Annotated in this window: 25 protein-coding genes; 18 read left to right on the forward strand and 7 right to left on the reverse strand. The window is 68.4% G+C overall.

What is annotated here, in order from left to right:
* Positions 1–37 precede the first annotated feature (37 nt).
* The 11 genes from QTH90_RS13570 to acs all read left to right on the forward strand — a co-directional run bounded on the left by QTH90_RS13570 (position 38) and on the right by acs (position 10,424).
* A complete protein-coding gene (locus QTH90_RS13570) occupies positions 38–952 on the forward strand; it encodes a LysR family transcriptional regulator (protein ID WP_286665065.1) in 915 nt (304 codons plus the stop codon).
* 183 nt (positions 953–1,135) lie between these two features.
* Complete coding sequence (gene madL, locus QTH90_RS13575) at positions 1,136–1,552, forward strand: malonate transporter subunit MadL (RefSeq protein WP_286665066.1); 417 nt, start codon at positions 1,136–1,138, stop codon at positions 1,550–1,552.
* A 5-nt stretch (positions 1,553–1,557) separates the two neighbouring features.
* Positions 1,558–2,322 (forward strand): malonate transporter subunit MadM, encoded by a 765-nt coding sequence (gene madM, locus QTH90_RS13580; protein ID WP_286665067.1) that lies wholly within the window; start codon positions 1,558–1,560, stop codon positions 2,320–2,322.
* Between the two features lie 10 nt (positions 2,323–2,332).
* Entirely contained in the window at positions 2,333–4,015 is a 1,683-nt protein-coding gene (gene mdcA, locus QTH90_RS13585) for a malonate decarboxylase subunit alpha (RefSeq protein WP_286665068.1), read from the forward strand.
* A 14-nt stretch (positions 4,016–4,029) separates the two neighbouring features.
* Positions 4,030–4,374 (forward strand): malonate decarboxylase acyl carrier protein, encoded by a 345-nt coding sequence (mdcC, locus tag QTH90_RS13590; protein WP_286665069.1) that lies wholly within the window; start codon positions 4,030–4,032, stop codon positions 4,372–4,374.
* Positions 4,371–5,249 (forward strand): biotin-independent malonate decarboxylase subunit beta, encoded by an 879-nt coding sequence (locus QTH90_RS13595; RefSeq protein ID WP_286665070.1) that lies wholly within the window; start codon positions 4,371–4,373, stop codon positions 5,247–5,249. The genes mdcC and QTH90_RS13595 overlap by 4 nt, the downstream gene beginning before the upstream one ends.
* Before the next feature lie 14 nt (positions 5,250–5,263).
* Positions 5,264–5,965, forward strand: coding sequence for a biotin-independent malonate decarboxylase subunit gamma (locus tag QTH90_RS13600; protein ID WP_286665071.1), 702 nt, complete (start codon positions 5,264–5,266; stop codon positions 5,963–5,965).
* The gene (mdcG, locus tag QTH90_RS13605) at positions 5,962–6,645 is read left to right on the forward strand and encodes a malonate decarboxylase holo-[acyl-carrier-protein] synthase (RefSeq protein WP_286665072.1); all 684 of its coding nucleotides are present in this window, start codon (positions 5,962–5,964) and stop codon (positions 6,643–6,645) included. The genes QTH90_RS13600 and mdcG overlap by 4 nt, the downstream gene beginning before the upstream one ends.
* The gene (locus tag QTH90_RS13610) at positions 6,642–7,505 is read left to right on the forward strand and encodes a triphosphoribosyl-dephospho-CoA synthase (protein WP_286665073.1); all 864 of its coding nucleotides are present in this window, start codon (positions 6,642–6,644) and stop codon (positions 7,503–7,505) included. The genes mdcG and QTH90_RS13610 overlap by 4 nt, the downstream gene beginning before the upstream one ends.
* Positions 7,502–8,410 carry an ACP S-malonyltransferase gene (locus tag QTH90_RS13615; RefSeq protein ID WP_286665074.1) on the forward strand — a complete coding sequence of 303 codons (909 nt, stop codon included), beginning with the start codon at positions 7,502–7,504 and terminating at the stop codon, positions 8,408–8,410. The genes QTH90_RS13610 and QTH90_RS13615 overlap by 4 nt, the downstream gene beginning before the upstream one ends.
* Before the next feature lie 46 nt (positions 8,411–8,456).
* A complete protein-coding gene (gene acs / locus QTH90_RS13620; protein WP_286665075.1) occupies positions 8,457–10,424 on the forward strand; it encodes an acetate--CoA ligase in 1,968 nt (655 codons plus the stop codon).
* Between the two features lie 37 nt (positions 10,425–10,461).
* Here acs and QTH90_RS13625 read toward each other — a convergent pair whose 3' ends face one another.
* Together QTH90_RS13625 and QTH90_RS13630 are read right to left on the reverse strand one after the other, a co-directional pair.
* The gene (locus tag QTH90_RS13625; protein WP_286665076.1) at positions 10,462–11,601 is read right to left on the reverse strand and encodes a glycerophosphodiester phosphodiesterase family protein; all 1,140 of its coding nucleotides are present in this window, start codon (positions 11,599–11,601) and stop codon (positions 10,462–10,464) included.
* Positions 11,602–11,889: 288 nt separating this feature from the next.
* Positions 11,890–12,513, reverse strand: a complete 624-nt coding sequence (locus QTH90_RS13630; RefSeq protein WP_286665077.1) for a hypothetical protein — start codon at positions 12,511–12,513, stop codon at positions 11,890–11,892.
* Positions 12,514–13,010: 497 nt separating this feature from the next.
* Here QTH90_RS13630 and QTH90_RS13635 point away from each other — a divergent pair, with 497 nt between their 5' ends.
* Positions 13,011–13,508: a hypothetical protein gene (locus QTH90_RS13635; protein ID WP_286665078.1), complete on the forward strand. Its 498-nt coding sequence runs from the start codon at positions 13,011–13,013 to the stop codon at positions 13,506–13,508.
* A 158-nt stretch (positions 13,509–13,666) separates the two neighbouring features.
* Here QTH90_RS13635 and QTH90_RS13640 read toward each other — a convergent pair whose 3' ends face one another.
* Positions 13,667–14,020: a hypothetical protein gene (locus tag QTH90_RS13640; protein ID WP_286665079.1), complete on the reverse strand. Its 354-nt coding sequence runs from the start codon at positions 14,018–14,020 to the stop codon at positions 13,667–13,669.
* Positions 14,017–14,298 (reverse strand): hypothetical protein, encoded by a 282-nt coding sequence (locus tag QTH90_RS13645; protein ID WP_286665080.1) that lies wholly within the window; start codon positions 14,296–14,298, stop codon positions 14,017–14,019. The genes QTH90_RS13640 and QTH90_RS13645 overlap by 4 nt, the downstream gene beginning before the upstream one ends.
* A gap of 295 nt (positions 14,299–14,593) precedes the next feature.
* Here QTH90_RS13645 and QTH90_RS13650 point away from each other — a divergent pair, with 295 nt between their 5' ends.
* The 4 genes from QTH90_RS13650 (at position 14,594) to dmeF (ending at position 18,127) form a co-directional block, all read left to right on the forward strand.
* On the forward strand, positions 14,594–15,457 hold the full coding sequence (locus QTH90_RS13650; RefSeq protein ID WP_286665081.1) for a DUF6502 family protein: 864 nt from the start codon (positions 14,594–14,596) through the stop codon (positions 15,455–15,457).
* On the forward strand, positions 15,454–16,800 hold the full coding sequence (locus tag QTH90_RS13655; RefSeq protein ID WP_286665082.1) for a DUF5666 domain-containing protein: 1,347 nt from the start codon (positions 15,454–15,456) through the stop codon (positions 16,798–16,800). The genes QTH90_RS13650 and QTH90_RS13655 overlap by 4 nt, the downstream gene beginning before the upstream one ends.
* A gap of 7 nt (positions 16,801–16,807) precedes the next feature.
* Positions 16,808–17,089 (forward strand): hypothetical protein, encoded by a 282-nt coding sequence (locus QTH90_RS13660; RefSeq protein ID WP_286665083.1) that lies wholly within the window; start codon positions 16,808–16,810, stop codon positions 17,087–17,089.
* A gap of 63 nt (positions 17,090–17,152) precedes the next feature.
* Entirely contained in the window at positions 17,153–18,127 is a 975-nt protein-coding gene (dmeF, locus tag QTH90_RS13665) for a CDF family Co(II)/Ni(II) efflux transporter DmeF (protein ID WP_286665084.1), read from the forward strand.
* Between the two features lie 29 nt (positions 18,128–18,156).
* Here the strand turns inward: dmeF and QTH90_RS13670 are convergent, their stop codons facing one another.
* The 3 genes from QTH90_RS13670 to QTH90_RS13680 form a co-directional block, all read right to left on the reverse strand.
* A complete protein-coding gene (locus tag QTH90_RS13670) occupies positions 18,157–18,603 on the reverse strand; it encodes an SRPBCC family protein (protein ID WP_286665085.1) in 447 nt (148 codons plus the stop codon).
* Between the two features lie 123 nt (positions 18,604–18,726).
* Positions 18,727–19,083 carry a hypothetical protein gene (locus QTH90_RS13675; protein ID WP_286665086.1) on the reverse strand — a complete coding sequence of 119 codons (357 nt, stop codon included), beginning with the start codon at positions 19,081–19,083 and terminating at the stop codon, positions 18,727–18,729.
* Positions 19,084–19,151: 68 nt separating this feature from the next.
* A complete protein-coding gene (locus QTH90_RS13680; protein WP_286665087.1) occupies positions 19,152–20,063 on the reverse strand; it encodes a GlxA family transcriptional regulator in 912 nt (303 codons plus the stop codon).
* Here QTH90_RS13680 and QTH90_RS13685 point away from each other — a divergent pair.
* Positions 19,968–20,801: an SLAC1 anion channel family protein gene (locus tag QTH90_RS13685; protein WP_286665088.1), complete on the forward strand. Its 834-nt coding sequence runs from the start codon at positions 19,968–19,970 to the stop codon at positions 20,799–20,801. The two genes, QTH90_RS13680 and QTH90_RS13685, sit on opposite strands and share 96 nt — an antisense overlap.
* Positions 20,798–21,124 carry a DMT family transporter gene (locus tag QTH90_RS13690; protein ID WP_286665089.1) on the forward strand — a complete coding sequence of 109 codons (327 nt, stop codon included), beginning with the start codon at positions 20,798–20,800 and terminating at the stop codon, positions 21,122–21,124. Before QTH90_RS13685 ends, QTH90_RS13690 begins: the two co-directional genes overlap by 4 nt.
* Positions 21,125–21,200: the final 76 nt, after the last annotated feature.

A 21,200-nucleotide genomic window follows, 5' to 3' on the forward strand; every position in this document is an offset into this window, starting at 1 on the left:
ATTGGCACTACGATGAGCCCTTCAGCGACGATTCGCCATGCTCATCCGCATCGACGAGGACATTACCTTTCGCAAGCTCGAGATACTCCTGGCCTTCATGGAGACGGGCAATCTCGCGCGGGCCGCGGAGCGCCTCGACATCAGCACCGTGAGCGTGCATCGTGCACTTCACTCGCTCGAGACGGGCATGCGATGCGCACTGTTCCGCCACGAGGGCCGCAACCTGCATCCCACCGATGCCGCACGCTCGCTGGCCGAAACGGCGCGCGACGTGTTGCGCACCATGTCCGACGGCATCCGTGCCACGCGCGAGGTGGCCGGCTATTCGGCCGACCGCATCCGCATCGGATCGCTCTATTCGCTGACGAGCCACACCGTGCCGACGATCGTGATGGGCATGAAGGTGCGCAAGCCCGAACTGCACGTGGAACTGGTGCTCGGCTCCAATGCGGACCTGCTCCAGCGGCTGCGCGATGGCGTGATCGACGCGGCGCTGCTCGGCCGGCCCGAAGGCGCGGCCGATGTGGAATCGGAACTGCTGTTCGAGGACGACATCTTCTTTGCCGCGCCGACGGGCTCGCCTTACGGCGAGATGCAGGAGGTCGACCTCGGCGCCTGCGCCAACGAGCGCTTCGTGAGCCTGGGCGAAGGCTTCGTGACCTACACCGGCTTCCAGGACTCGTTTCGCATCGCCGGCTTCACGCCCAACGTGGTGATGGAGACGGGCGACATCTTCTCGCTGATGAACCTCGTGAGCGGCGGCATCGGCTACACCCTGCTGCCGGGCCGCGTGCGCGGCGTGATGCCGCAGCGCGTGCAGTTGATTCCGCTGCAGAAGCGCTATCTCATGCGCCAGAAGATCGGCGTCAGCTTCCTGCGCACGCGCGAGCGCGACCCGAACCTGCTCGCGCTGCTGGCCGTGTGCCGGATGGCGCGCGCAGAGCTGGCTTGACCGCAGGCGAGCCCTTCTCGGCCGTTGAGGGTTAACCCTCGATCGTTTCACTCCGCGCGTTCTGGCGCGCGGGTGGTTAATTGATCGCATCGGGGGCCCCCGATACCTTTCGTCTCCAGGGAACGTCGTTGTTTGTTCCTCCGGACCGCGCAGTCGCACGGGCCGAACACAGGAGACCCACCCATGATCATCTACGGCACCGCGCTGCTGGCCATCTGCCATCTGCTCGGCATCTTCATCGGCGACCTGCTCGGGCAGGCACTGGGCGTCAAGACCAACGTGGGTGGCGTCGGCATCGCGATGCTGCTGCTGATCTTCGCCCGCATCTACATGCAGAAGAAGAACATGCTGCCCAAGCTCACCGAGCTGGGCGTGGAGTACTGGGGCGCGATGTACATCCCGGTCGTCGTCGCCATGGCGGCGCAGCAGGACATGGTGTCGGCCCTGCGCGGCGGCCCCGTGGCGCTGCTGTCGGCGCTCGGAGCCGTGGCTGTCTGCGCCGTCGTCATCTCGGTGATCAATCGCACCGAGCGCCCGGAGCACGAGCCCGAGCCGGCTCCGATGCTGCACGACAACCCCTTGCTTGCCGAAGCGGAGTGAACGCCATGCTCGAAATCCTTGAAAAAGCCGCGGCCTACAACGGCCTCGTCACCGCCTTCGCCATCGTCGGCTTCGTTGTTCTCGTGTCGGGGCAGATCTCTCGCCGGCTGACCTTCGGCCGCGTGCATGGTTCGGCGATTGCCATCGTGATCGGCCTGGGGCTCGCCTACTGGGGCGGCACGCAGACCGGCGGCCACAAGGGCCTGGCCGACATGTCGCTCTTCGGCGGCATCGGCCTGATGGGCGGCGCGATGCTGCGCGACTTCGCCATCGTCGCCACCGCCTTCGAGGTGCAGGCGACCGAGGCACGCAAGGCGGGGTTGATCGGCGTCGTTGCACTGCTGCTGGGCACGGTGCTGCCTTTCATCGTCGGCGCCGCCATGGCCTGGAGCTTCGGCTACTCGGACGCGGTGAGCATGACGACCATCGGCGCCGGTGCGGTGACCTACATCGTCGGCCCGGTCACCGGCGCGGCCATCGGCGCCAGCCCCGACGTGATGGCGCTGAGCATCGCCACCGGGCTGGTGAAGGCGATCATCGTGATGGTCGGCACGCCGATCGCGGCGAAGTTCCTTGCGCTGAAGACGCCGCGCTCCGCGATGGTGTTCGGCGGCCTGGCCGGCACGGTGAGCGGTGTGTCGGCGGGCCTGGCCGCCACCGATCGCAAGCTGGTGCCCTACGGCGCACTGGTCGCGACCTTCCACACCGGCCTCGGTTGCCTGCTGGGCCCGTCGCTGCTGTTCTTCGCCGTCAAGGCCATGGTGCATTGAGGACATCACGATGGACCGCATGAACTGGAACACCAAGACCGCCAACCGCTCGGCGCGGCTGGCGAGGGTCTCGCAGGCGCTCGGCACGAAGCGCGCAGGCAAGGTGGTGGCCACCGAAGCCATCGCCTCGCTGCTCGAAGCGGTGCTCGAACCCGGCGACCGCGTCTGCCTCGAAGGCAACAACCAGAAGCAGGCCGACTTCCTGGCGAAGGCACTGGTGGGGCTCGACCCGCAGCGTGTGCATGGCCTGCACATGGTGCAGTCGGTGCTGGCGCTGCCGGAGCACCTGGACATCTTCGAGAACGGCATCGCCTCTCGCCTCGACTTCAGCTTCTCAGGGCCGCAGGGCGCGCGGCTGGCCAAGCTGGTGCAGGCAGGGCGCATCGAGATCGGCGCGATCCACACCTACCTCGAACTGTTCGCACGCTATTTCGTCGATCTCACGCCCAAGGTGGCGCTGGTGGCGGCGCAGGCGGCCGATGCCGAGGGCAACCTCTACACCGGCCCCAACACCGAGGACACGCCGGCCATCGTGGAGGCGACGGCGTTCTCGGGCGGCATCGTCATCGCGCAGGTCAACGAGCTGGTCGACGGCAGCACGACCACGTTGCCGCGCATCGACATCCCGGCCGACTGGGTCAGCTACGTGGTGAAGGCGCCGCGCCCGAACTTCATCGAGCCGCTGTTCACGCGCGACCCCGCGCAGATCAGCGAGATCCAGGTGCTGATGGCCATGATGGCGATCAAGGGCATCTACGGCGAGTACGGCGTGCAGCGCCTGAACCACGGCATCGGCTTCGACACGGCGGCCATCGAGCTGCTGCTGCCGACCTACGGCGAATCGCTGGGCCTCAAGGGAAAGATCGCGAAGCACTGGGCGCTGAATCCGCACCCGGCGCTGATCCCGGCGATCGAGGCGGGATGGGTCGAGTCGGTGCACTCCTTCGGCTCGGAGCTGGGCATGGAGGACTACATCCGTGCGCGATCCGACGTGTTCTTCACCGGCCCCGATGGCAGCCTGCGAAGCAACCGCGCCTTCTGCCAGGCCGCAGGACATTACGCCTGCGACCTGTTCATTGGCTCGACCTTGCAGATGGACCTCGACGGCAACAGCTCGACCGCGACGCTGGGCCGCATCGCCGGCTTCGGCGGGGCGCCCAACATGGGGGCCGACGCGCGGGGCCGGCGCCACTCCAGTCCCGCGTGGCTGAAGGCCGGCCGCGAGGCACGCGCCGGACGCAGCGGCGCCGCCGGCACGCCGAGAGGACAGAAGCTGGTGGTGCAGATGGTCGAGACCTTCCGCGAGCACATGCAGCCGGCCTTCGTCGACAGGCTCGATGCGTGGACGCTGCAGGAGCAGGCCGGCATGGAGCTGCCGCCGATCATGATCTACGGCGACGACGTGACGCACATCCTCACCGAGGAAGGCATCGCCAACCTGCTGCTGTGCCGCAGCGATGCCGAGCGCGAGCAGGCGATCCGCGGCGTGGCCGGCTACACGGCGGTGGGGCTCGGGCGCGACAAGCGTGCGGTGGAGAACCTGCGCGACCGCGGCGTGATCCGCCGTCCGCATGACCTCGGCATCGACCCGCGCGACGCCACGCGCAACCTGCTCGCCGCGCGCAGCATGCGCGACCTCGTGCGCGCATCCGGCGGGCTCTACCAGCCGCCCAAGCGCTTCCGCAACTGGTAAAGAGGCAAACCAACATGAGCGACATTCCCGTGGGGATCGAAACCCTGGACTTCTCCTTTTCAGGTGGCCGCCGTGTCGGCAACTTCGCACCGGTGCTCGTAGGCGTGGTGGGCTCGGGCAATCTCGAAGTGATGCTCGAAGCCGCCGCCGGCGATGACTGCGCGTTGCGTGTCGAGACCTCTGCACGTGGCTTCGGCCCGATCTGGCAGGCGGTGGCCGACGACTTCTTCGCGCGCCATCCGATCGGCGGCGTGCGCGTCTCGATCAACGACATGGGCGCCACGCCCGCGGTGGTGAGCCTGCGGCTGGACCAGGCCGTGGCCGAACTTCCCCCACAGCCCGAAGGAGTCTCCGCATGATCAGCTTCGCCGAATGCTCTGCGCGCGAGCGCCTCGCCTTGCTGCTTGATGCGGGCAGCTTTCACGAATGGATTCCGCCATCCGAGCGGCTGACGAGTCCGCACCTGGCGCAACTGGGCGTGCCCTCGGCCTTCGACGACGGCGTGGCCATCGGCCGCGCGAAGCTCGACGGGCATGAGGTCTTCGTCGCCGCGCAGGAAGGTGCCTTCATGGGCGGCGGCGTCGGCGAGGTGCATGGCGCCAAGCTGGTCGGCCTGCTCCAGCGGGCCTTGCGCGACCGGCCCGAGGCCGTGGTGCTGCTGGCGGAGTCCGGCGGCGTGCGCCTGCACGAAGCCAACGCCGGATTGATCGCGGTGTCCGAAGTGATGCGCGCGGTGCTCGACGTGCGCGCCGCCGGCATCCCGGTGGTGGTGCTCATCGGCGGCGCGAACGGCTGCTTCGGCGGCATGGGCATCGTCGCCCGCTGCGCCGACTTCATCGTGATGAGCGATGTCGGACGGCTCGCGATGTCGGGGCCCGAGGTCATCGAAGCCTCACACGGCGTGGAGGAATACGACTCGCGCGACCGGGCACTCGTGTGGCGCACTAGCGGCGGCAAGCATCGATGGCTGACCGGGGATTGCGATGCGCTCGTCGAGGACGACGTGCAGGCCTTCCGCACAGCGGCGATCGCCGCGATCGGACGGTCGCGGCCGGTCACGCTCGAATCGCTGGAAGCGGAGCACGCGCTGCTCGAAACGCGCCTGCATCTGCTTCCGCTGGAAACGGACGGCGCCGATGCGGCGACGTGGCTGTGGCGCGAACTCGGCATCAAGAAGGCCGAGCGCGTGCCCGAACTGGACGTGGACGCGGTGCGCGCATTGCGCACGGCATGACAAGGCGAACGAACATGAACTGGAACCAACTCGTCACGCGGCTCTTCGGCTCCTATCACGGCATGCGCGCAGCAGGCGACTTCCTGCAAGGCGACGTGATGTTCGAAGGCCAGCCCCTCACGGTCGTCGGGACTACCCATCACGCACCGATCGGCGTCGCATTGGCGCTGGCGCAGGCCCGCGTGATCCTCGACACGATCGCGCAGCATCCGGGCCGGCCCATCCTGCTGTTGATCGACACGCAGGGCCAGCAGTTGCGCCGGCGTGACGAAACCCTGGGCATCAATCGCGCGATGGCGCATCTGGGCATGTCCATCGACCTGGCGCGGCGGCGCGGCCATCCGGTGATCGGGCTGGTGTACGACCAGGCCTTGTCGGGTGGCTTCATCACCTCGGGGCTGATCGCGGATGGCTGCTATGCCTTGCCCGAAGCCGAGATCCGCGTGATGCGCATTCCGGCGATGGCGCGGGTGACCAAGCTGTCGGAAGAAGTGCTCACGGCCTTGTCGCAATCGAATCCGGTGTTTGCGCCGGGCGTGGGCAACTACGTGGCGATGGGCGGCGTTCGCGCCTTGTGGGAGGGCGACCTGGCCGCAGCACTGCGCGATGCGCTGGCGAACACGCCCGTCGAGGACACGCGCGCGCAAGACGGTGCCGAGCGCGGCGGGCGCAAGCTCGCGGCATCGGTGGTGCAGCGCGTGCTGGCCGCGGCATGACAGCAAGGGCCGGCATCATGGAAGCGCTTCGCAGGCATCGGCTGGTCCGCCTGACCCGCGAGGGCTGGGCCACCGTGCTGGCCCGGCCATGGGACGCGCCGGCGCGCGGCTGTCTGGCGCATTGGGCAGAGCACGGATTGCCGCTGGTCGTGACGCGGCAATCGCCCGAGGCGGGCGACCTGATCGCCCTTGGCTTGCCCGCGCCGACTCGCTGGGAGCGGCGGCGCATTGCGGTGCACGTTTCGCGCAGCGCACTGCTGTGCTTCGAAGATTTTCCCGGACTGGCCGAAGTGCTGCCCTTGCTGCCGGCAGCGGCCCGAACCTCAGTTTGCGATCTGCAGGATGGCCTGAAGGCCCGCGGCGCAAGTGCGCGTGTCCATGGCAGCTACGGCTGGCAAGTGCTCAGCGGTCTGGATCACGTTCGGGCCGATTCCGACCTGGATGTGTGCGTGCAGGTCGAAGACGCCGCGCATGCGGATGGCGTCGCGCATCAACTGGGCCTTCATGCGATGGCCCGACCGCGCCTGGACGGGGAACTCATGTTCCCCGACGGCGCCGCAGTCGCGTGGCGCGAATGGTCCGACTGGCGCGCGGCTCGCACGCGCGCCGTGATGGTCAAGCGGCTGACGGGCGCGGTGCTGTGGCGCGACGCCACGTCCCTTGCGGCGCTTGCAGCATGAACGCGGCCGCCTTTCCGCTCAGGCGCGAAGCGCCGCTCACGCCCGCAGCGATCGGCCGCGCCGCGACTCTGGCGTTGCACGACGAACTGGCGCTGGCACCCAAGCCCGGGTTGGTCACTCCGCTCGACAACGGCAGTCACGACGACATGGACGCACACACCTTCATGCGAAGCCTGTTCGCGTTGCGCGGCTACTTCGTACGGATCGCCGAGGCGGGGCATGCGGGCGCGGCCTTTGGCGAACTGGAGCGCTGCGGCATCGCTGCCGAAGCACGCATGCTGGCCGCGACCCAGGGCGTCAACACGCATCGCGGCGCGATCTTCATGCTCGGCCTGCTGTGTGCGGCAGCCGGCGCCGTGGTGCGCGAACGCGATGGCACGATGCAACCGGCGCAACTGTGCGAAGCATTGCGCACGCATTGGGGCGCTGCGTTGACCGCACGCAGCCTGCGGGTGCCGACGCTGCCCGGCGGCATCGCCACGCGGCGGCTGGGTTTGCGCGGCGCGTCGGAAGAAGCGGCATTGGGCTTTCCGGTGCTGTTCGAGGTCGCGGTGCCGACGTTGGCGAGAGGGCTGGCAAGCGGCCTGTCGCCACAGCTCGCACGGCTCGACACCTTGTTCCACGTGATGGCCGTCCTCGACGACAGCAATCTCGTGCATCGCGGCGGCCTGGCCGGGTTGCGCCATGCGCAAGCCGCTGCACGACGGTTCATCGACGACGGAGGCGCTGCCAGGGCCGGTGCGCTCGCGCAGGCCCGGGCGATGGCCGATGACTTCGTCGCCCGGCGGCTGTCGCCCGGCGGCGCCGCGGACACGCTCGCTGCGGCGTGCTGTGTCGTGCGCATGGGTGCGACCGCATGAGCTTCGCGCTGATCTTCTCCGGCCAGGGCACGCAGCACGCGGCCATGATGCCCTGGCTCGCCGAAGACGAGGGCGTGGCCGAGATGCGTGCGCGCCTCGGCGTGGACGATTGGCGACGCAGCCTCCAAGACCCCGCATGGGCCGCCCACAACGCCAACGCGCAGACGCTATTGACGGGCCTCGCGCTGGCAGCATGGCGCCAGCTTTCGCCGATGGTCCCGTCTCCCACGGCGGTGGCGGGCTACAGCGTGGGCGAACTCGCGGCGTTCAGTGCGGCAGGCGTGTTTGACAGCGCGACCGCGACAGCGCTGGCACCTCAGCGCGCTGCAGCCATGGACAAGAGCGCCGCGCAGGTGCCGGGCGGCCTGCTCGCCATCAACGGCCTCGCGGAAGCCGCGCTGGAACAGGTGCGCGCCGACACCGGCCTGGCCCTTGCCATCCGCAACGGCATCGAGAGCGTCGTGCTCGGCGGTCCGACGGCCGCGTTGGAGCAGGCGCAACGCATGGCCGCGGAGGAGGGCGGTCAATGCACCCGCCTGAAGATCAACGTCGCATCCCACACGCCATGGATGCGCGAGGCGGCGGAACGCTTTGCGCAAGCGCTGGCGGACTTGCCTTTCGAGTCTCCGCGCATCCTGCTGTTCAGCAACGCAGGCGATCGCATCCGCGATGCCAACGCCGCAAGAGCGGCGCTCGCGGCCCAGATCGCGCAGACCGTGCGCTGGGACGAGTGCATGGAAAACATTGCCGCGCGCCAGGTGCGTTGCGTGCTCGAACTCGGGCCCGGACAGGCGCTCACGCGCATGTGGAACCAGCGCTACCCGGCCATTCCCGCACGCGCCTGCGACGACTTCCGGAGCGCCGCTGCCATCGCAAGCTGGCTGCGAACGCATTCGGATGACTGAGATTTCCCCTTCACCCTTCATTGAACCGAAACCAAGGACCCAGACCATGAGCAACGTCGAAGCCATCGCCCGCCCCGCGCCTGAAGCCGAAGCGGAGGACCCCCACGTCAACGGCATGGCCGCCTACGACGCACTGGTGGCCGAGGCGGAGGCCGACTACGCCGGCTACTGGGCCCGCCTGGCGCGCGAGTTCGTGACCTGGAAGACACCCTTCACGCGCTCGCTCGACGACAGCAACGCACCCTTCTTCAAGTGGTTCGAGGACGGCACGCTGAACGTCTCGTACAACTGCCTGGACCGCAACGTCGAGCGCGGGCTGGGCAACAAGGTCGCGATCGTGTTCGAGGCCGACGACGGCCAGGTCACCCGCGTTACCTACAGCGACCTGCTGGCGCGCACCTGCCGGCTGGCCAATGCGCTGAAGGCGCGCGGCGTCAGGAAGGGCGACCGCGTGGTCATCTACATGGCGATGAGCGTCGAGGGCGTGGTCGCGATGCAGGCCTGCGCGCGCATCGGCGCCACCCACTCGGTGGTGTTCGGCGGCTTTTCGGCGCAGAGCCTTCGGGATCGCATCGAAGGCGCCGGGGCGGTGATGGTGATCACGGCCGACGAGCAGGCGCGCGGCGGCAAGCACCTGCCGCTCAAGGCCATCGTCGACGACGCCATCGCGCTCGGCGGCTGCGAGTCGGTGAAGGATGTCATCGTCTATCGCCGGACCGGCGGCCCGATCGACTGGCAACCGTCGCGCGACCACTGGATGCACGAGGAGACGGAGGGCCAGCCGGAAGTCTGCGAGCCCGAATGGGTGGGCGCCGAGCATCCGCTCTTCCTGCTCTACACCTCGGGGTCGACCGGCAAGCCCAAGGGTGTGCAGCACTCCACGGGCGGCTACCTGCTGCATGCCGCGCTCACGACGAAGTGGACCTTCGACCTGAAGGACGACGACGTCTTCTGGTGCACGGCCGACATCGGCTGGGTCACGGGCCACACCTACATCGCCTATGGCCCGCTGGCGCTGGGCGCGACGGAGGTGGTGTTCGAAGGCGTGCCGAGCTATCCGGATGCGGGGCGCTTCTGGCAGATGATCCAGGACCACCAGGTCAGCGTGTTCTACACGGCGCCCACCGCGATCCGCTCGCTGATCAAGCTGGCCGAGGGCGACGCAGCCGTGCATCCGGCGCGCTACGACCTGTCGAGCCTGCGCATCCTCGGCTCCGTGGGCGAGCCGATCAACCCCGCAGCGTGGGAGTGGTATCACCGGCATGTGGGCGGCGGCCGCTGCCCGATCGTCGACACCTTCTGGCAGACCGAGACCGGCGGCCACATGATCACGCCGCTGCCCGGCGCGACGCCTCTGGTGCCCGGGTCGTGCACGCTGCCTTTCCCGGGCATCGCGGCGGCCATCGTCGACGAGACCGGCAACGACGTGCCCCACGGGCAGGGCGGCATCCTGGTGGTGAAGAAGCCATGGCCCAGCATGATCCGCACCATCTGGGGCGAGGCCGAGCGCTTCAGGAGCAGCTACTTCCCGCCGGAGCTCAAGGGCTACTACCTCGCGGGCGACGGCGCGATCCGCGACGCCGAGACCCGCTACTTCACCATCACAGGCCGCATCGACGACGTGCTGAACGTGTCGGGCCACCGCATGGGCACGATGGAGATCGAGTCGGCGCTGGTCGCCTGCACCGACCTGGTGGCCGAGGCCGCCGTGGTCGGCCGCCCGGACGACACGACGGGCGAGGCGATCTGCGCCTTCGTCGTGCTGAAGCGTGCACGGCCGACGGGCGACGAGGCGAAGAAGATCGCCACGGAACTGCGCAACTGGGTCGGCCGCGAGATCGGGCCGATCGCCAAGCCGAAAGAGATCCGCTTCGGCGACAACCTGCCCAAGACGCGCAGCGGAAAGATCATGCGGCGCCTGCTGCGATCGCTCGCCAGGGACGAGGCGATCACGCAGGACACCTCGACGCTGGAAAACCCCGCCGTCCTTGCGCAGCTCGCGGAAAAGAACTGACGGGGCTGTCCGGGGGCGCGATGCCGGCCGGCAGCTGCTATTGCGTCGCGCCGGCCTTGAGGAAGGCGTCGCGTGACGCCACTGCCAGGTCCGCGTAGTTGCTGAACATGCCGTCCATGCCCATGTCGAGATACTTCTTGTACTCGGCTGCTGCTGCGGTGGCGTCTGCCTTCGCGAAGGTCCAGCCATGGACCTTCAACCCGGCAGCGTGAGCCTGGGTGATGAAGTCCTTGGTGATGGGATAGCCGTAGCTGTCGTAGTTGATGGCGGGTGCGATGCCGTCGGCGAAGGCCTTGACCTGCGCCAGCGTGAGCGTGCCCAGCGACCCGCTGATGACCTTGAATTTCGCGGTGCCGTCCGGATCCGTGAGTGCCACGCCCAGCAGGATCAGGGGCATTTCGGTCTTCTGTGCCAGCTGCTTGGTGTGCAGGCTGCTGATGGTCGTGTCGCTGAACGACTGGATGAAGACCTTGCTCGACGCCGCGCCGTAGCCGTTCGCCACCAGCGTCGACAGGATCTTGTCCTCCATCGCGACGTCGGACTGCTTGGCTTCCGGGTAGATGCCGACCTTGCGCTTGGCGGTGGTGCTGAGCGACTTGGCCAGCGTGATCACCTCCTGGAAGGTGGGCACGCGATAGGGGTCGGCACTCGAAGGCGTGAAGCCCGGGTACGTGGTGGCGGCGGTTCCGGTCGGTACGACGGTCAAGGTCTTGATCTCGGCGAGCGTGAAGTCGGAAACCTTGTAGCCGCCGTTGCGGGCCGCGAAGAGGGTCGCCACGTTGGTGGTGCGATTGAGCGTGTCGTCGTGCATGGCGACCAGCTCGCCGTCCTGCGTGAACTGGAGATCCGGCTCGATGTAGTCGGCGCCCAGTTTGACCGCCAGTTCATAGCCGCCGAAGGTGTGTTCGGGCAGGTAGCCCGTCGAGCCGCGATGAGCGATCACCAGGACGGACGGCGTCGTGTCGGCCGGCGCCTCGCCGCCATCGGTGGGCGCCGGGTCGGTGTTGCCGCTGCCTGCCTGGGGTGCCGTCGCGCCCTGGGTCGGGCTGGTTCTGCCGGCAGCGGAGAGGGCCGCGAGCGCGGCCGAATTGTCCGAGCCGCCACCGCCGCAGGCAGTCAATGCCAGGGCGCTGAAGAGGACCGAGAGAAGAGTCTTGATTGTTGTTGTGTTGCGCATGGATAGATCGAAGGCCAATAGGAGCGGCGACGATAGGTAGCCCCCATGACATCGATATGACGCGAACCGGCTTCACCCGGTGTGTGGCTGGAGCGTCGACAACCGACGCCGCGCCGCGACAACGTACGACCCGACAAAACGAAGGGCCCTCCGGAGACTGTCGTTCTTCCGGAGGGCCCTCGCGGCTTCGGAGTACCACAAGGGTTTTGCCGAGACCGTGAAAGGAATATCGCGCAAGCGATGGCGCAGGGCGTTCAGCGGGGGACTGAAGGCGGAGACGGACGGGTCCTACGGGCGGGGCGATTGCGGCGCGTTTCGATTGCTGGAGACGACCCGGCGTCCATCAGCGGCCAGGGCCGCCACCGCCGCCGGGTCCACCGCCGCCCGGTCCACCACCGCCCGGTCCACCACCGCCGGGCCCGCCACCGCCCGGTCCACCACCGCCCGGTCCACCACCGCCCGGTCCACCACCGCCCGGTCCACCACCGCCGGGTCCACCACCGCCGGGTCCGCCACCGCCCGGTCCACCACCGCCGGGTCCGCCACCGCCCGGTCCGCCACCGCCCGGTCCGCCGCCGCCAGGTCCACCACCGCCTGCACCGGCACCACCGCCTGCACCGGCACCACCGCCCGCACCAGCACCAGCACCAGCACCAGCACCGGCACCGCCGCCGCCGCCGCCGCCGCCACCACCGCCGGCACCACCGCCGGCACCACCGCCCGCACCACCGCCCGCACCGCCGCCGCCACCGGCACCACCACCGGCACCACCGCCCGCACCACCGCCCGCACCGCCGCCACCAGCACCGCCAGCACCAGCACCAGCACCAGCACCAGCAGCACCACCGCTAGCACCCGCACCACCAACTCCACCACTTGCGCCGGACCCACCACCGGCTCCACTGCCTGCACCGGTGCCGCTCCCGCCCGGATCGGCCGGGCTATTGGCGATCGCGAAACCGCCGAACGGGCTCGCGCCCTTGGACGCCGAAATCCCAGTCGCGGGTTGGCCCGACGATGTGCCCGGGACCGCCGCGACGGAAGAAGAAGCCGCCCCTTGCGTCCCCGGCGCCGGAGGGGTCACGCAGATGACTTCGCCGAAGGGGTTGTAGCGATCGCAGCGTGACGTGCTGCCCGCGATGCGAGCCGTGCCGGCTTGAATCGGCGCGGCCGTGCGCGTCACCGGCGCAGGGCTGTCGATGCGTGGCAGTTCCGTTCGGATCGAACGCTGAACATCGCTGACCACCGGCGCCGGCGCCAGTGCCTTCTGGCGAACGCCCGTGGCGGTGCGCGACGCGACCATGGTCCTCGTCGCGCGCCTGTCGGCCGGCGGCGCGCTCGCGCGAGCCCGCTGCGGCGTTGCCAGCGCTTGCCCCGACGGCTCCTGAACAACCGGCGCGTCCGTAACGATGGACTCCGCAGCTTGGGGTGCATCCGAAGTCTGTGGCGCTTCGGGGGCTCGTTCTTCCGACGCGACGACCTGCGGCTGCTCCTGCGGCTGCTCGACTGGAACGGGCGCGACGGCCTGTGCTTCAGGCCGAGGCTCCTGCGGCGGCGCGATCGGCTCGATCTTCTGCTCGACGACCGGTGCGACCGCGACCGGCGCATCCTGCAATCCGGGCGCCTGCCAATGGATCGCTGCCGCCTCCCGGGGCGGGGCCACGCTGCGCTCCACTGTGCGGTTCCAGTACCAGAAGACGAACGCGGCGATCAGCAGGAAGACCACCATCAGCAACAGCACGACCGGCACGTCGAGGCCGCCGGGGAGAACAGGCCTCCTGGCCGGTTCCCGCTTCTCGGTGCTGCGCGACACGACGAACAGATCGTTCGCCATCGCCGCCGGCATGCGCGCGGGTGCCATCATCGGCACGGGCATTGCGACCCGGGGCACTCGCGAAACCCGCTGAGGCCTTCCTTCAGGCACGGACCCCGCGGAGACATTGGCTGCCGTGCGAATCCCCGTGAACCTGCCCGCGCATCCCCGGCAGTACCTGGCGCGATCCCTGTTGGCAGTGTGGCAGGACTCGCAGAATTTCGTCATGGCGCTGGAGCGAGGCCCGGAGGCTCACGGAATCGGTATCGACGCGGTGATCACCACGAGCAGGTTGATCACCACCGCGAAGGCCGCGAAGTCCATCATGGACGCCCGGTCCGGCATGCCCAGCGAGTGCCACGGAAACACCGCGTCACGCACGCTCGAGCCCTTCGTGTTGTCCTTGGTGGCCGCATAGAACGCCGGCAGCTTGTGCGAGCAGCATTTGCAGTAGCGGGCCGACCCGATGTTGATGGTGTTGCATGCGTCGCAGATCTCGGCGGACGGCGTGCCCACTTGCAGCCTCGCGAGATCGACAAGACTTCCGAATGCGACGGCTCGCGGCGTGCCCGCAGGCTCGCCAAGGGGGAGGGCGGCGGCGTTCATGCGCGCTCTCCCCGATCCGGGGGGGCTGCGCCATTCGACGGGGCCGGAGCGCCGACGCAAGGCCACAGCACCTTGGCACGGCCAACGCCACGCTTCAATCGCCGCTCGGCGACGGCGAGTTTTGCAAACAGCAGCAGGTCGAGTTCCGTCGGCCCGGGTCCGACGCCCGTGATGCCGCGCCCGAACGCGCCGACGATGCGCGACTGCATCGCCTCCCTCGCGCGCATTGCGGCAACCCATGCCTTGCGTGCGCTCATGGCGTGAGGAGGCAGCGACATGCGCTGCGCCGCGCATCTCTGTCGAAAGTCGAGGACCGCGGCCCTCCCTCTGCGACTCGCCGTTTCCTCAGTTCGCTTCGTGGGTCTGGACATCGCACTCCCCTTGGGAAAAAGGAGATGTGAAACTTTCACATCTGTAGTGCTGTTGTCTTATAGTCAACGCGAAGAGCATGTAAGACAGAGGCTGATGTCGCTGTCCCCTTGGTAACCGATGGTTAATGCTGCCGTCTTCCACAAGGCCATGGCCTCGAAACACACTGGATCCAAAAACGTCAAGCACGATCGGGGCCGGCGGATGCTTCGGCAGAGCATGGCGCAAGGCCGGGAAGGCCAGTTGGCGTGGGTCATCGGCGCTTGCGCCCGCGTGCTGCGTCCGCTGGTGCGGCTCGCGCTCTCCTACGGCGTCAAGCACGCGCACCTGGAGGAACTGCTCCGTGACATCCTGGTCGACGAAGCACGGCGCGCGTGGATCGAGCAAGGCACCGAACCCAACATCAGCCAGTTGTCGGTGACCACCGGACTGAACCGCAAGGTCGTGACCACGAGGGTGCGCGAAGAGGCCGCCGCATTGCCCCGGACGGAAATGTCGGCGGAAGCCAAGACCCTGACGTTGTGGCTTCAGATGTACGCAGACAACCCGGCCCACCGCTCGCTGCCCATCGTGTCCGAAGATGAATCGGCGCCTTCCTTCGAGGCCGTCGCGCGACGCGCCAGCCGGGGCAACGTGCACCACCGCGTCATCCTCGACGAACTGGTGCGTCTCCACATGGCGACCGAAGGCAATGGCACGACCGAACTGGCCGTGGGCGGTTTCGTGCCGGCGAGCGACTTGAAGGGCATGCTCTCGTTCCTGGGCGACAACTCCCGCGATCACCTGCTGGCGGGCGTGTCCAATACCCTCGGCGCACGGCCTCCGATGCTCGAGCGATCGGTGTTTGCGGCGGGCATATCGCTCGAGGAGTGCGAGCGCATCCACCAGTTGGCGCGCGAACGCTGGGGCGGCCTTCATCACGAGCTCACGCGCGAGATGCGACGCGCCTACGAGGCAGCGGACAAGAAGGCTTCGGGCCGCATCCGGGTCGGCATCTATACCTACTACGAAGACGCAGCGGACGACAGCGCTGTCGCGCCTTCGAAGTCATCAGGGAGAAAAGCATGACGAGAAACCTGCTACGCAATGTGCTGCTGTCGCTGTCGGCCGCCTTGCTCCTGTCCTGCGGGGGCGGCGGTGGGGGAGGCGGCGCCTTCGCACCGGTCGGTGGCTCGGCATTCGGGAGTTCGGGTGCCGCCGGCCCGGTCGGCGATACGAGCGCGAGCGGTGCGAGCGACGGGAGCAGCGGTAGCGGGGGCATCGGCGGCATCGCGGCCGACGACGGAAGCTCGACGACGGCCGCGAGCGGCGATGACGGGTCGGGCGTGGGCTCCGGCGGCACCGGCGTGAGCACCGCGGATGCGACCGGCGTCGGCGCTGTCGATGGCGCGGGAAGCATCATCGTCAACGGTCTGCGCTACGACACGGCAACCGCTGTCGGCAACGTCCAGGATGCGCCCACGGGGCTGCAACTGGGCATGAGCGTGAAAGTCACCGGGCCCGTGAATGCCGACTTCACGAGCGGCATCGCCCGCCGGGTCGATTCCGCCGCCGACCTTCGCGGCCCGGTGGGATCGATCGACCTGTCGCAAGGCAGCTTCGTCATCCTCGGCACGACCGTGACGACAGACGAAGCCACTGTCTGGGCCGATGCACCGGGCCTCGCCGCGATTCAACCCGGACGCACCTTGCAGGTCTGGGGATTGCCGGCCGCGCCCGGGGTGCTGCGCGCGACGCGTGTGGAGCAGCGCGACGTGTCCACGCCGATCCTCACGGGCACGGTGCAGAACCTCGATGTCGTGGCGCACACCTTCACGCTCGGCGGCCTGGTGGTCGACTACAGCGCCGCGGTCCTGAGCGGAAGCCTGGACGGCCGGCCTCTCGCCAACGGCACCATCGTGCGGGTGCGCGCAAACGCCGTCTCGCCGGGCCGGCTCGTGGCCGTGCTGGTGGAGTGGTGGTATCCGCTCCCGACGGCCAACGGCACGACGGCGCAGTTTGCAGGCATCGTCACCGACTTCGCGGGGCTGGGCTCGCTGCGGGTGCTCGGGTTCGCGGTCGACGCGAGCGCCGCGCAGATCACCGGCGGGCCTTCGCGCTCAGTGGGCAATGGCGTGAAGGTGGAAGTCGGCGGCACCGTGTCCGGCGGCGTGCTCAAGGCGACGAAGCTCAAGATCCGGCACGTGCCGGGCACCGGCGGTCCGGCGTCGTTCGATCTGATCGGCACCGTGGGCGCCTTCAGGTCGGCGTCCGACTTCCGCGTGAAGGGGCAGCCCATCTATGCCGGCGGCCCCGGCGTCGTGTTCACCAACGGCACCGCGGCGAGGCTCGGCAACGGCGTGAGGGTGCACATTCACGGTACGCAGGTCATCAACGGCGTGCTGACGGCACAGACCGTCACCTTCGAATGACCGGATGATGGAAAAACCAAGACGCAAGCTCCTCGGGCCGCTGTCGCCGGACTCGGAGTTCGAGTACCGGGGATGGCTGGTGCGCGTCGAGACCACCCTCACGGACGAGGTCTATGCGGGACATGCGGATCTGCTCTGCGAAGGCGTGCACAAATGCAGGGTCGTGCTGGCGACTTCCCGCCTGGACCTTCCGAGCGCCCAACTCGCGCTGTGCTCGAAGGCCCGGGATTTCATCGACGACTGGTGCCAGCGCGATCACTCGGGCACCACGTCCTTCCAGCAGCTTTGATGCGCTACTGCTGAGGCGACCGGCGCCGTCCGGGTGCTTCCGTCTTCCCCTATCCTGACGGCCATGCAAAGTACGCAGGCGCCCATCGTCCCGTCCGCCGCCAACCCGTGGCGGCATTCCCACGTCTTCGAGGAGGGGAACCCCCTCGCTGAACGCAACACCCGATGGGCGGTCGCGTTGACGGCGGCGATGATGGTCGTCGAGATCGTCGGCGGCTGGATGCTCAACTCCATGGCGCTTCTCGCCGACGGATGGCACATGAGCTCGCACGCCCTGGCGCTCGGGTTGTCGGTCATGGCCTATGTCGCGGCCCGGCGCTTCGCCCATGACGCCCGCTTTGCATTCGGAACCTGGAAGATCGAGGTGCTGGGCGGATACACCAGCGCCGTGCTGCTGATGTTCGTGGCTGGCGTGATGGTCTTTCAATCGGTCGAGCGCCTGATCTCGCCCGCCGCCATCCGGTATGACGAAGCGATGGCCATCGGCGCGCTGGGGCTGCTGGTGAACATCGCTTGCGCCTGGCTGCTGCGGGGTGGCCACCAGCACGGCCATGGACACGGCGGCCACGATCACGACCACGGTCACGGTCATGGCGGGCATGCCCACCACGGCGACCTGAACCTTCGTGCCGCATACATGCACGTGGTCGCCGATGCCGCGACCTCGGTTCTGGCGCTTGCCGCGCTCGCGTGCGGCAAGCTGTGGGGCGCCGGATGGCTAGACCCCGCGGTCGGCATCGTCGGCGCCGGGCTCGTGGCCTGGTGGGCCATCGGTCTCCTGCGGGATTCCGGGCGCGTGCTGCTCGATGCCGAGATGGATGCGCCTGTCGTGGCCGAGATCAGGGAGGCCATCGACGCCAGCCCGGTCAAGGCGACCATCTGCGACCTGCACGTCTGGCGCGTCGGCAAGGGCAAGTACGCCTGCATCGTCTCGCTGGCCACGCGAACGGACGTGGGCCCCGACTACTTCAAGCAGCAGCTAGGCATTCACGAGGAACTCGTCCACATCTCCGTCGAGGTGAACCGCCTCGACGCGTAGCGGCCGATCGCGGCCCGAAGGCCGGTGCATCAGACCGGCATGTCCGGCTCGACCAGCTGGGCCAGCCCGACAAGCGACTCCTGCCAGCCGAGATAGCACATCTCCACAGGAATCTGCTCGGGGATGCCTTCCTGCACGACGGAGATGTCGGTGCCACAGGACACGGCGGTCAGCGTCACGGTGGTCTTCATGGTGCCCGGCAGGTTGGGGTCGTCGAAGGTCGCGTCGTAGGCAATGCGCTGGCCGGGGACCAGCTCCAGGTACTTCCCGCCGAACGAGTGGCTGTGGCCTGTGCCGAAGTTGGTGAAGGACATGCGCCAGACGCCCCCGACCACGGGCTCCATGCTGTGGACCTTGCCGATGAAGCCGAAGGGCGGAAGCCAGCGCTCGAACGCGCCGGGTTCGACGAAGGCGCGGTAGAGGCGATCGGGCGGGGTGCGCAGCACGCGGTGCAGGCGGACGGTGTTGGTAGCCATGGCGGTGTTCTCCTGAAGTGCAGAGGGCGATCCCTCCACTGACACGTCGAAGGAGCCTGCGGAAAATCGACATGCCGCAGATGAGGGGAAACCCGGGCCGCAGGATTGCAGTCGACGGACGGCTCAGACGCGCGTCCCGAGGTCGAATCGCCGGCGGTTCGTCCAGAGATTGACCAGCGCGTCGAGTTCCGTCGCATAGATCTCCGCATGCGGAGGACCGAAGCTGCCGTCGCTTCGGACGCTGGTCCGCATGGTCGCGTGCCACAAGCCATCCGAAAGCTGCCTGTACTGGGCCAGGAATTCGCAGCCCAGCGGCGCGGCAAGCGAAAAGGCGCAGCGGCGGATCAGCATGCCGTCACTCTTCGATCCCTCCACGCCTCTCGTCGACACGAGCATGTGCACCCCGTCGTCCTGGAGGACGCTTTCCTTCGGGATCTGCGTGAGCAGCCCCGGCGACCGGTTTGAATGTGGCTTGTCCATAAGTACTCATTTATCGGCAGCCACAAGGCAAGTTGTAGGCAACTTGTCATGAAAAATGTGCAGCGTCGTTAATTTGCGAAGCGCCTTCGGTAGTCGACGAGGCTCACACCCAGCCGCCGGGCGAACGCCCGCCGGAAGCCGTCGACGTTCGCGTAGCCCACGGCATCGGCCAGACGCTTGGCGGGCAGGTCCGACTCCTCGGCCAGGCGGCGAGCGGCGTCGATCCGGGCGTTCTCGACGAACTCGGCGGGCGTTGTCCCGGTCTCGCTGCGGAAGATCCGCGCGAAGCTCCGCTCGCTCATGCCGGCACGCGAGGCGAGGGCGGGCACGGACAGGTCGTCCTTCAGGTTCGCGAGCACATGGTCCTGCACCTCGCGCACGCTGGAACGCTCGGCCGTCTGCGCCGCCAGGTGGGCGCTGAACTGGCTCTGCCCGCCTGGGCGCTTGAGGAACATCACCAGCTCGCGCGCCACGCGCAGCGCCAGCTCGCGGCCGTGGTCTTCTTCCACCATCGCGAGGGCGAGGTCCATGCCGGCCGTCACGCCGGCGGAGGTGAAGAGCTTGCCGTCCTTCACATAGATGGCGTCCGCTTCGACGCACGTCCGGGGGTAGGCCGCCGCGAGACGGGCCGCGGAATTCCAATGGGTCGCGACGCGCTTGCCGTCGAGCAGCCCGGCCGCTGCCAGCACGAAGGCGCCGCTGCAGACCGAGCCGAAGCGCCGCACCGCGCGGGATTGGCGCCGCAGCCAGTCCTGCAACTGCGGATCGCTCGCCATGTCCTCGAGGATGGGGCTGCCGGCGACGAGCAAGGTGTCGATCGGCCCGCGACGGGCCTGGCGCTGGCGTGGCGGCTGGCGCACGGCAGCCTGGGTGCGCCGGCCTTCGTGGGCGAGGCCATCGGGGCCTTCGCCTTCGGTGTCTTCTTGCTCATCGCAGGGGGCTACCTGGCGAAACTCGCGAAGCATCCGGAGGCCGTGCATGCCGAGTTCCATCACCCGGTCGCCGGCAACTTCTTCGGCACCATCGTGATCTCGCTTCTACTGCTGTCTGCCGTTGCGGAGCCATACAGCGCAGCCGCTGCGCGTGCGATCTGGATGGTGGGCGTGCTGGCGACCTTTGCGCTCAGCTTCGTCGTCGTCTCCCGCCTCCTCAAAGGCCAGGTGGACTCCTCGCATGCCGTGCCCGCGTGGCTGATTCCGGGTGTCGCCACCCTCGACATCGCCGTGACCGGCGGACACATGCCCATGGCCTGGGCGACGGAAATCAACCTGTTCGCCGGCGCGGTCGGCGCGATGATGGCGCTGGTGCTTTTCGCGATGATCGTCAGCCGGCTCGTGCATCGGGACCCACTCGCATCCGCCATGACGCCGTCGCTGATGATCCTGGTGGCGCCCTTCGCCGTGGGCTTCCTCGCGTACACCAACATCGTCGGCGGCATCGACCGCTTCGCCGCGCTGCTCTTCTACTTTGCGCTCTTCATGTTCGCGGTGGTCGCGCCGAAGGTGTTCCGACCCAGCATCAGCTTTTCTGCGGCCTGGTGGACCATCGGCTTCCCGATGGCTGCACTGGTCAACGCGGCGCTGAAGTACGCGGAGTTCCGAGCGAGCGGGCCGCTGTGGTTGCTGGCCGCGGTGCTCCTCGGTGCGCTGAGTCTGGCCCTGGCCGTTCTCACGGTGCGCACCGTGCGGATCGCGCTCAACGGGAAGCTGTTCTCATGAGCCGGGGACTCGCCTGGGTGCTGGTGATTGCGGCGGGATTGCTCGAGATCCTCTTTGCCGTCGGGCTCAAGCAATCGAACGGCCTCGAGCGGCCGTGGATCGCACTGGGAACCGGCGCCGCCCTGATCGGCAGCCTCGCCTTGCTGTCGATGGGGCTGCGTCAACTGCCGGTAGGGACTGCCTACGCCGTGTGGACCGGCATCGGGGCCTCGGGCACCGCACTCATCGGCATTGCGTTGCTGGGCGATCCGGTTTCGGCGGCGAGGCTGGCGTCCATTGCGGCGATCGTTGGGGGCGTTGTCGGTCTGCGGCTGGCGCAGTGATGTCCGGCGAATCAGTCTGAATCCCGGCACGGGTGCCGCCCCGCAGACCTGCCCGGCGGGGTCCGCCAAGCAAATC

The organism is Variovorax flavidus, from assembly GCF_030317145.1.
GTDB lineage: Bacteria > Pseudomonadota > Gammaproteobacteria > Burkholderiales > Burkholderiaceae_C > Variovorax > Variovorax flavidus.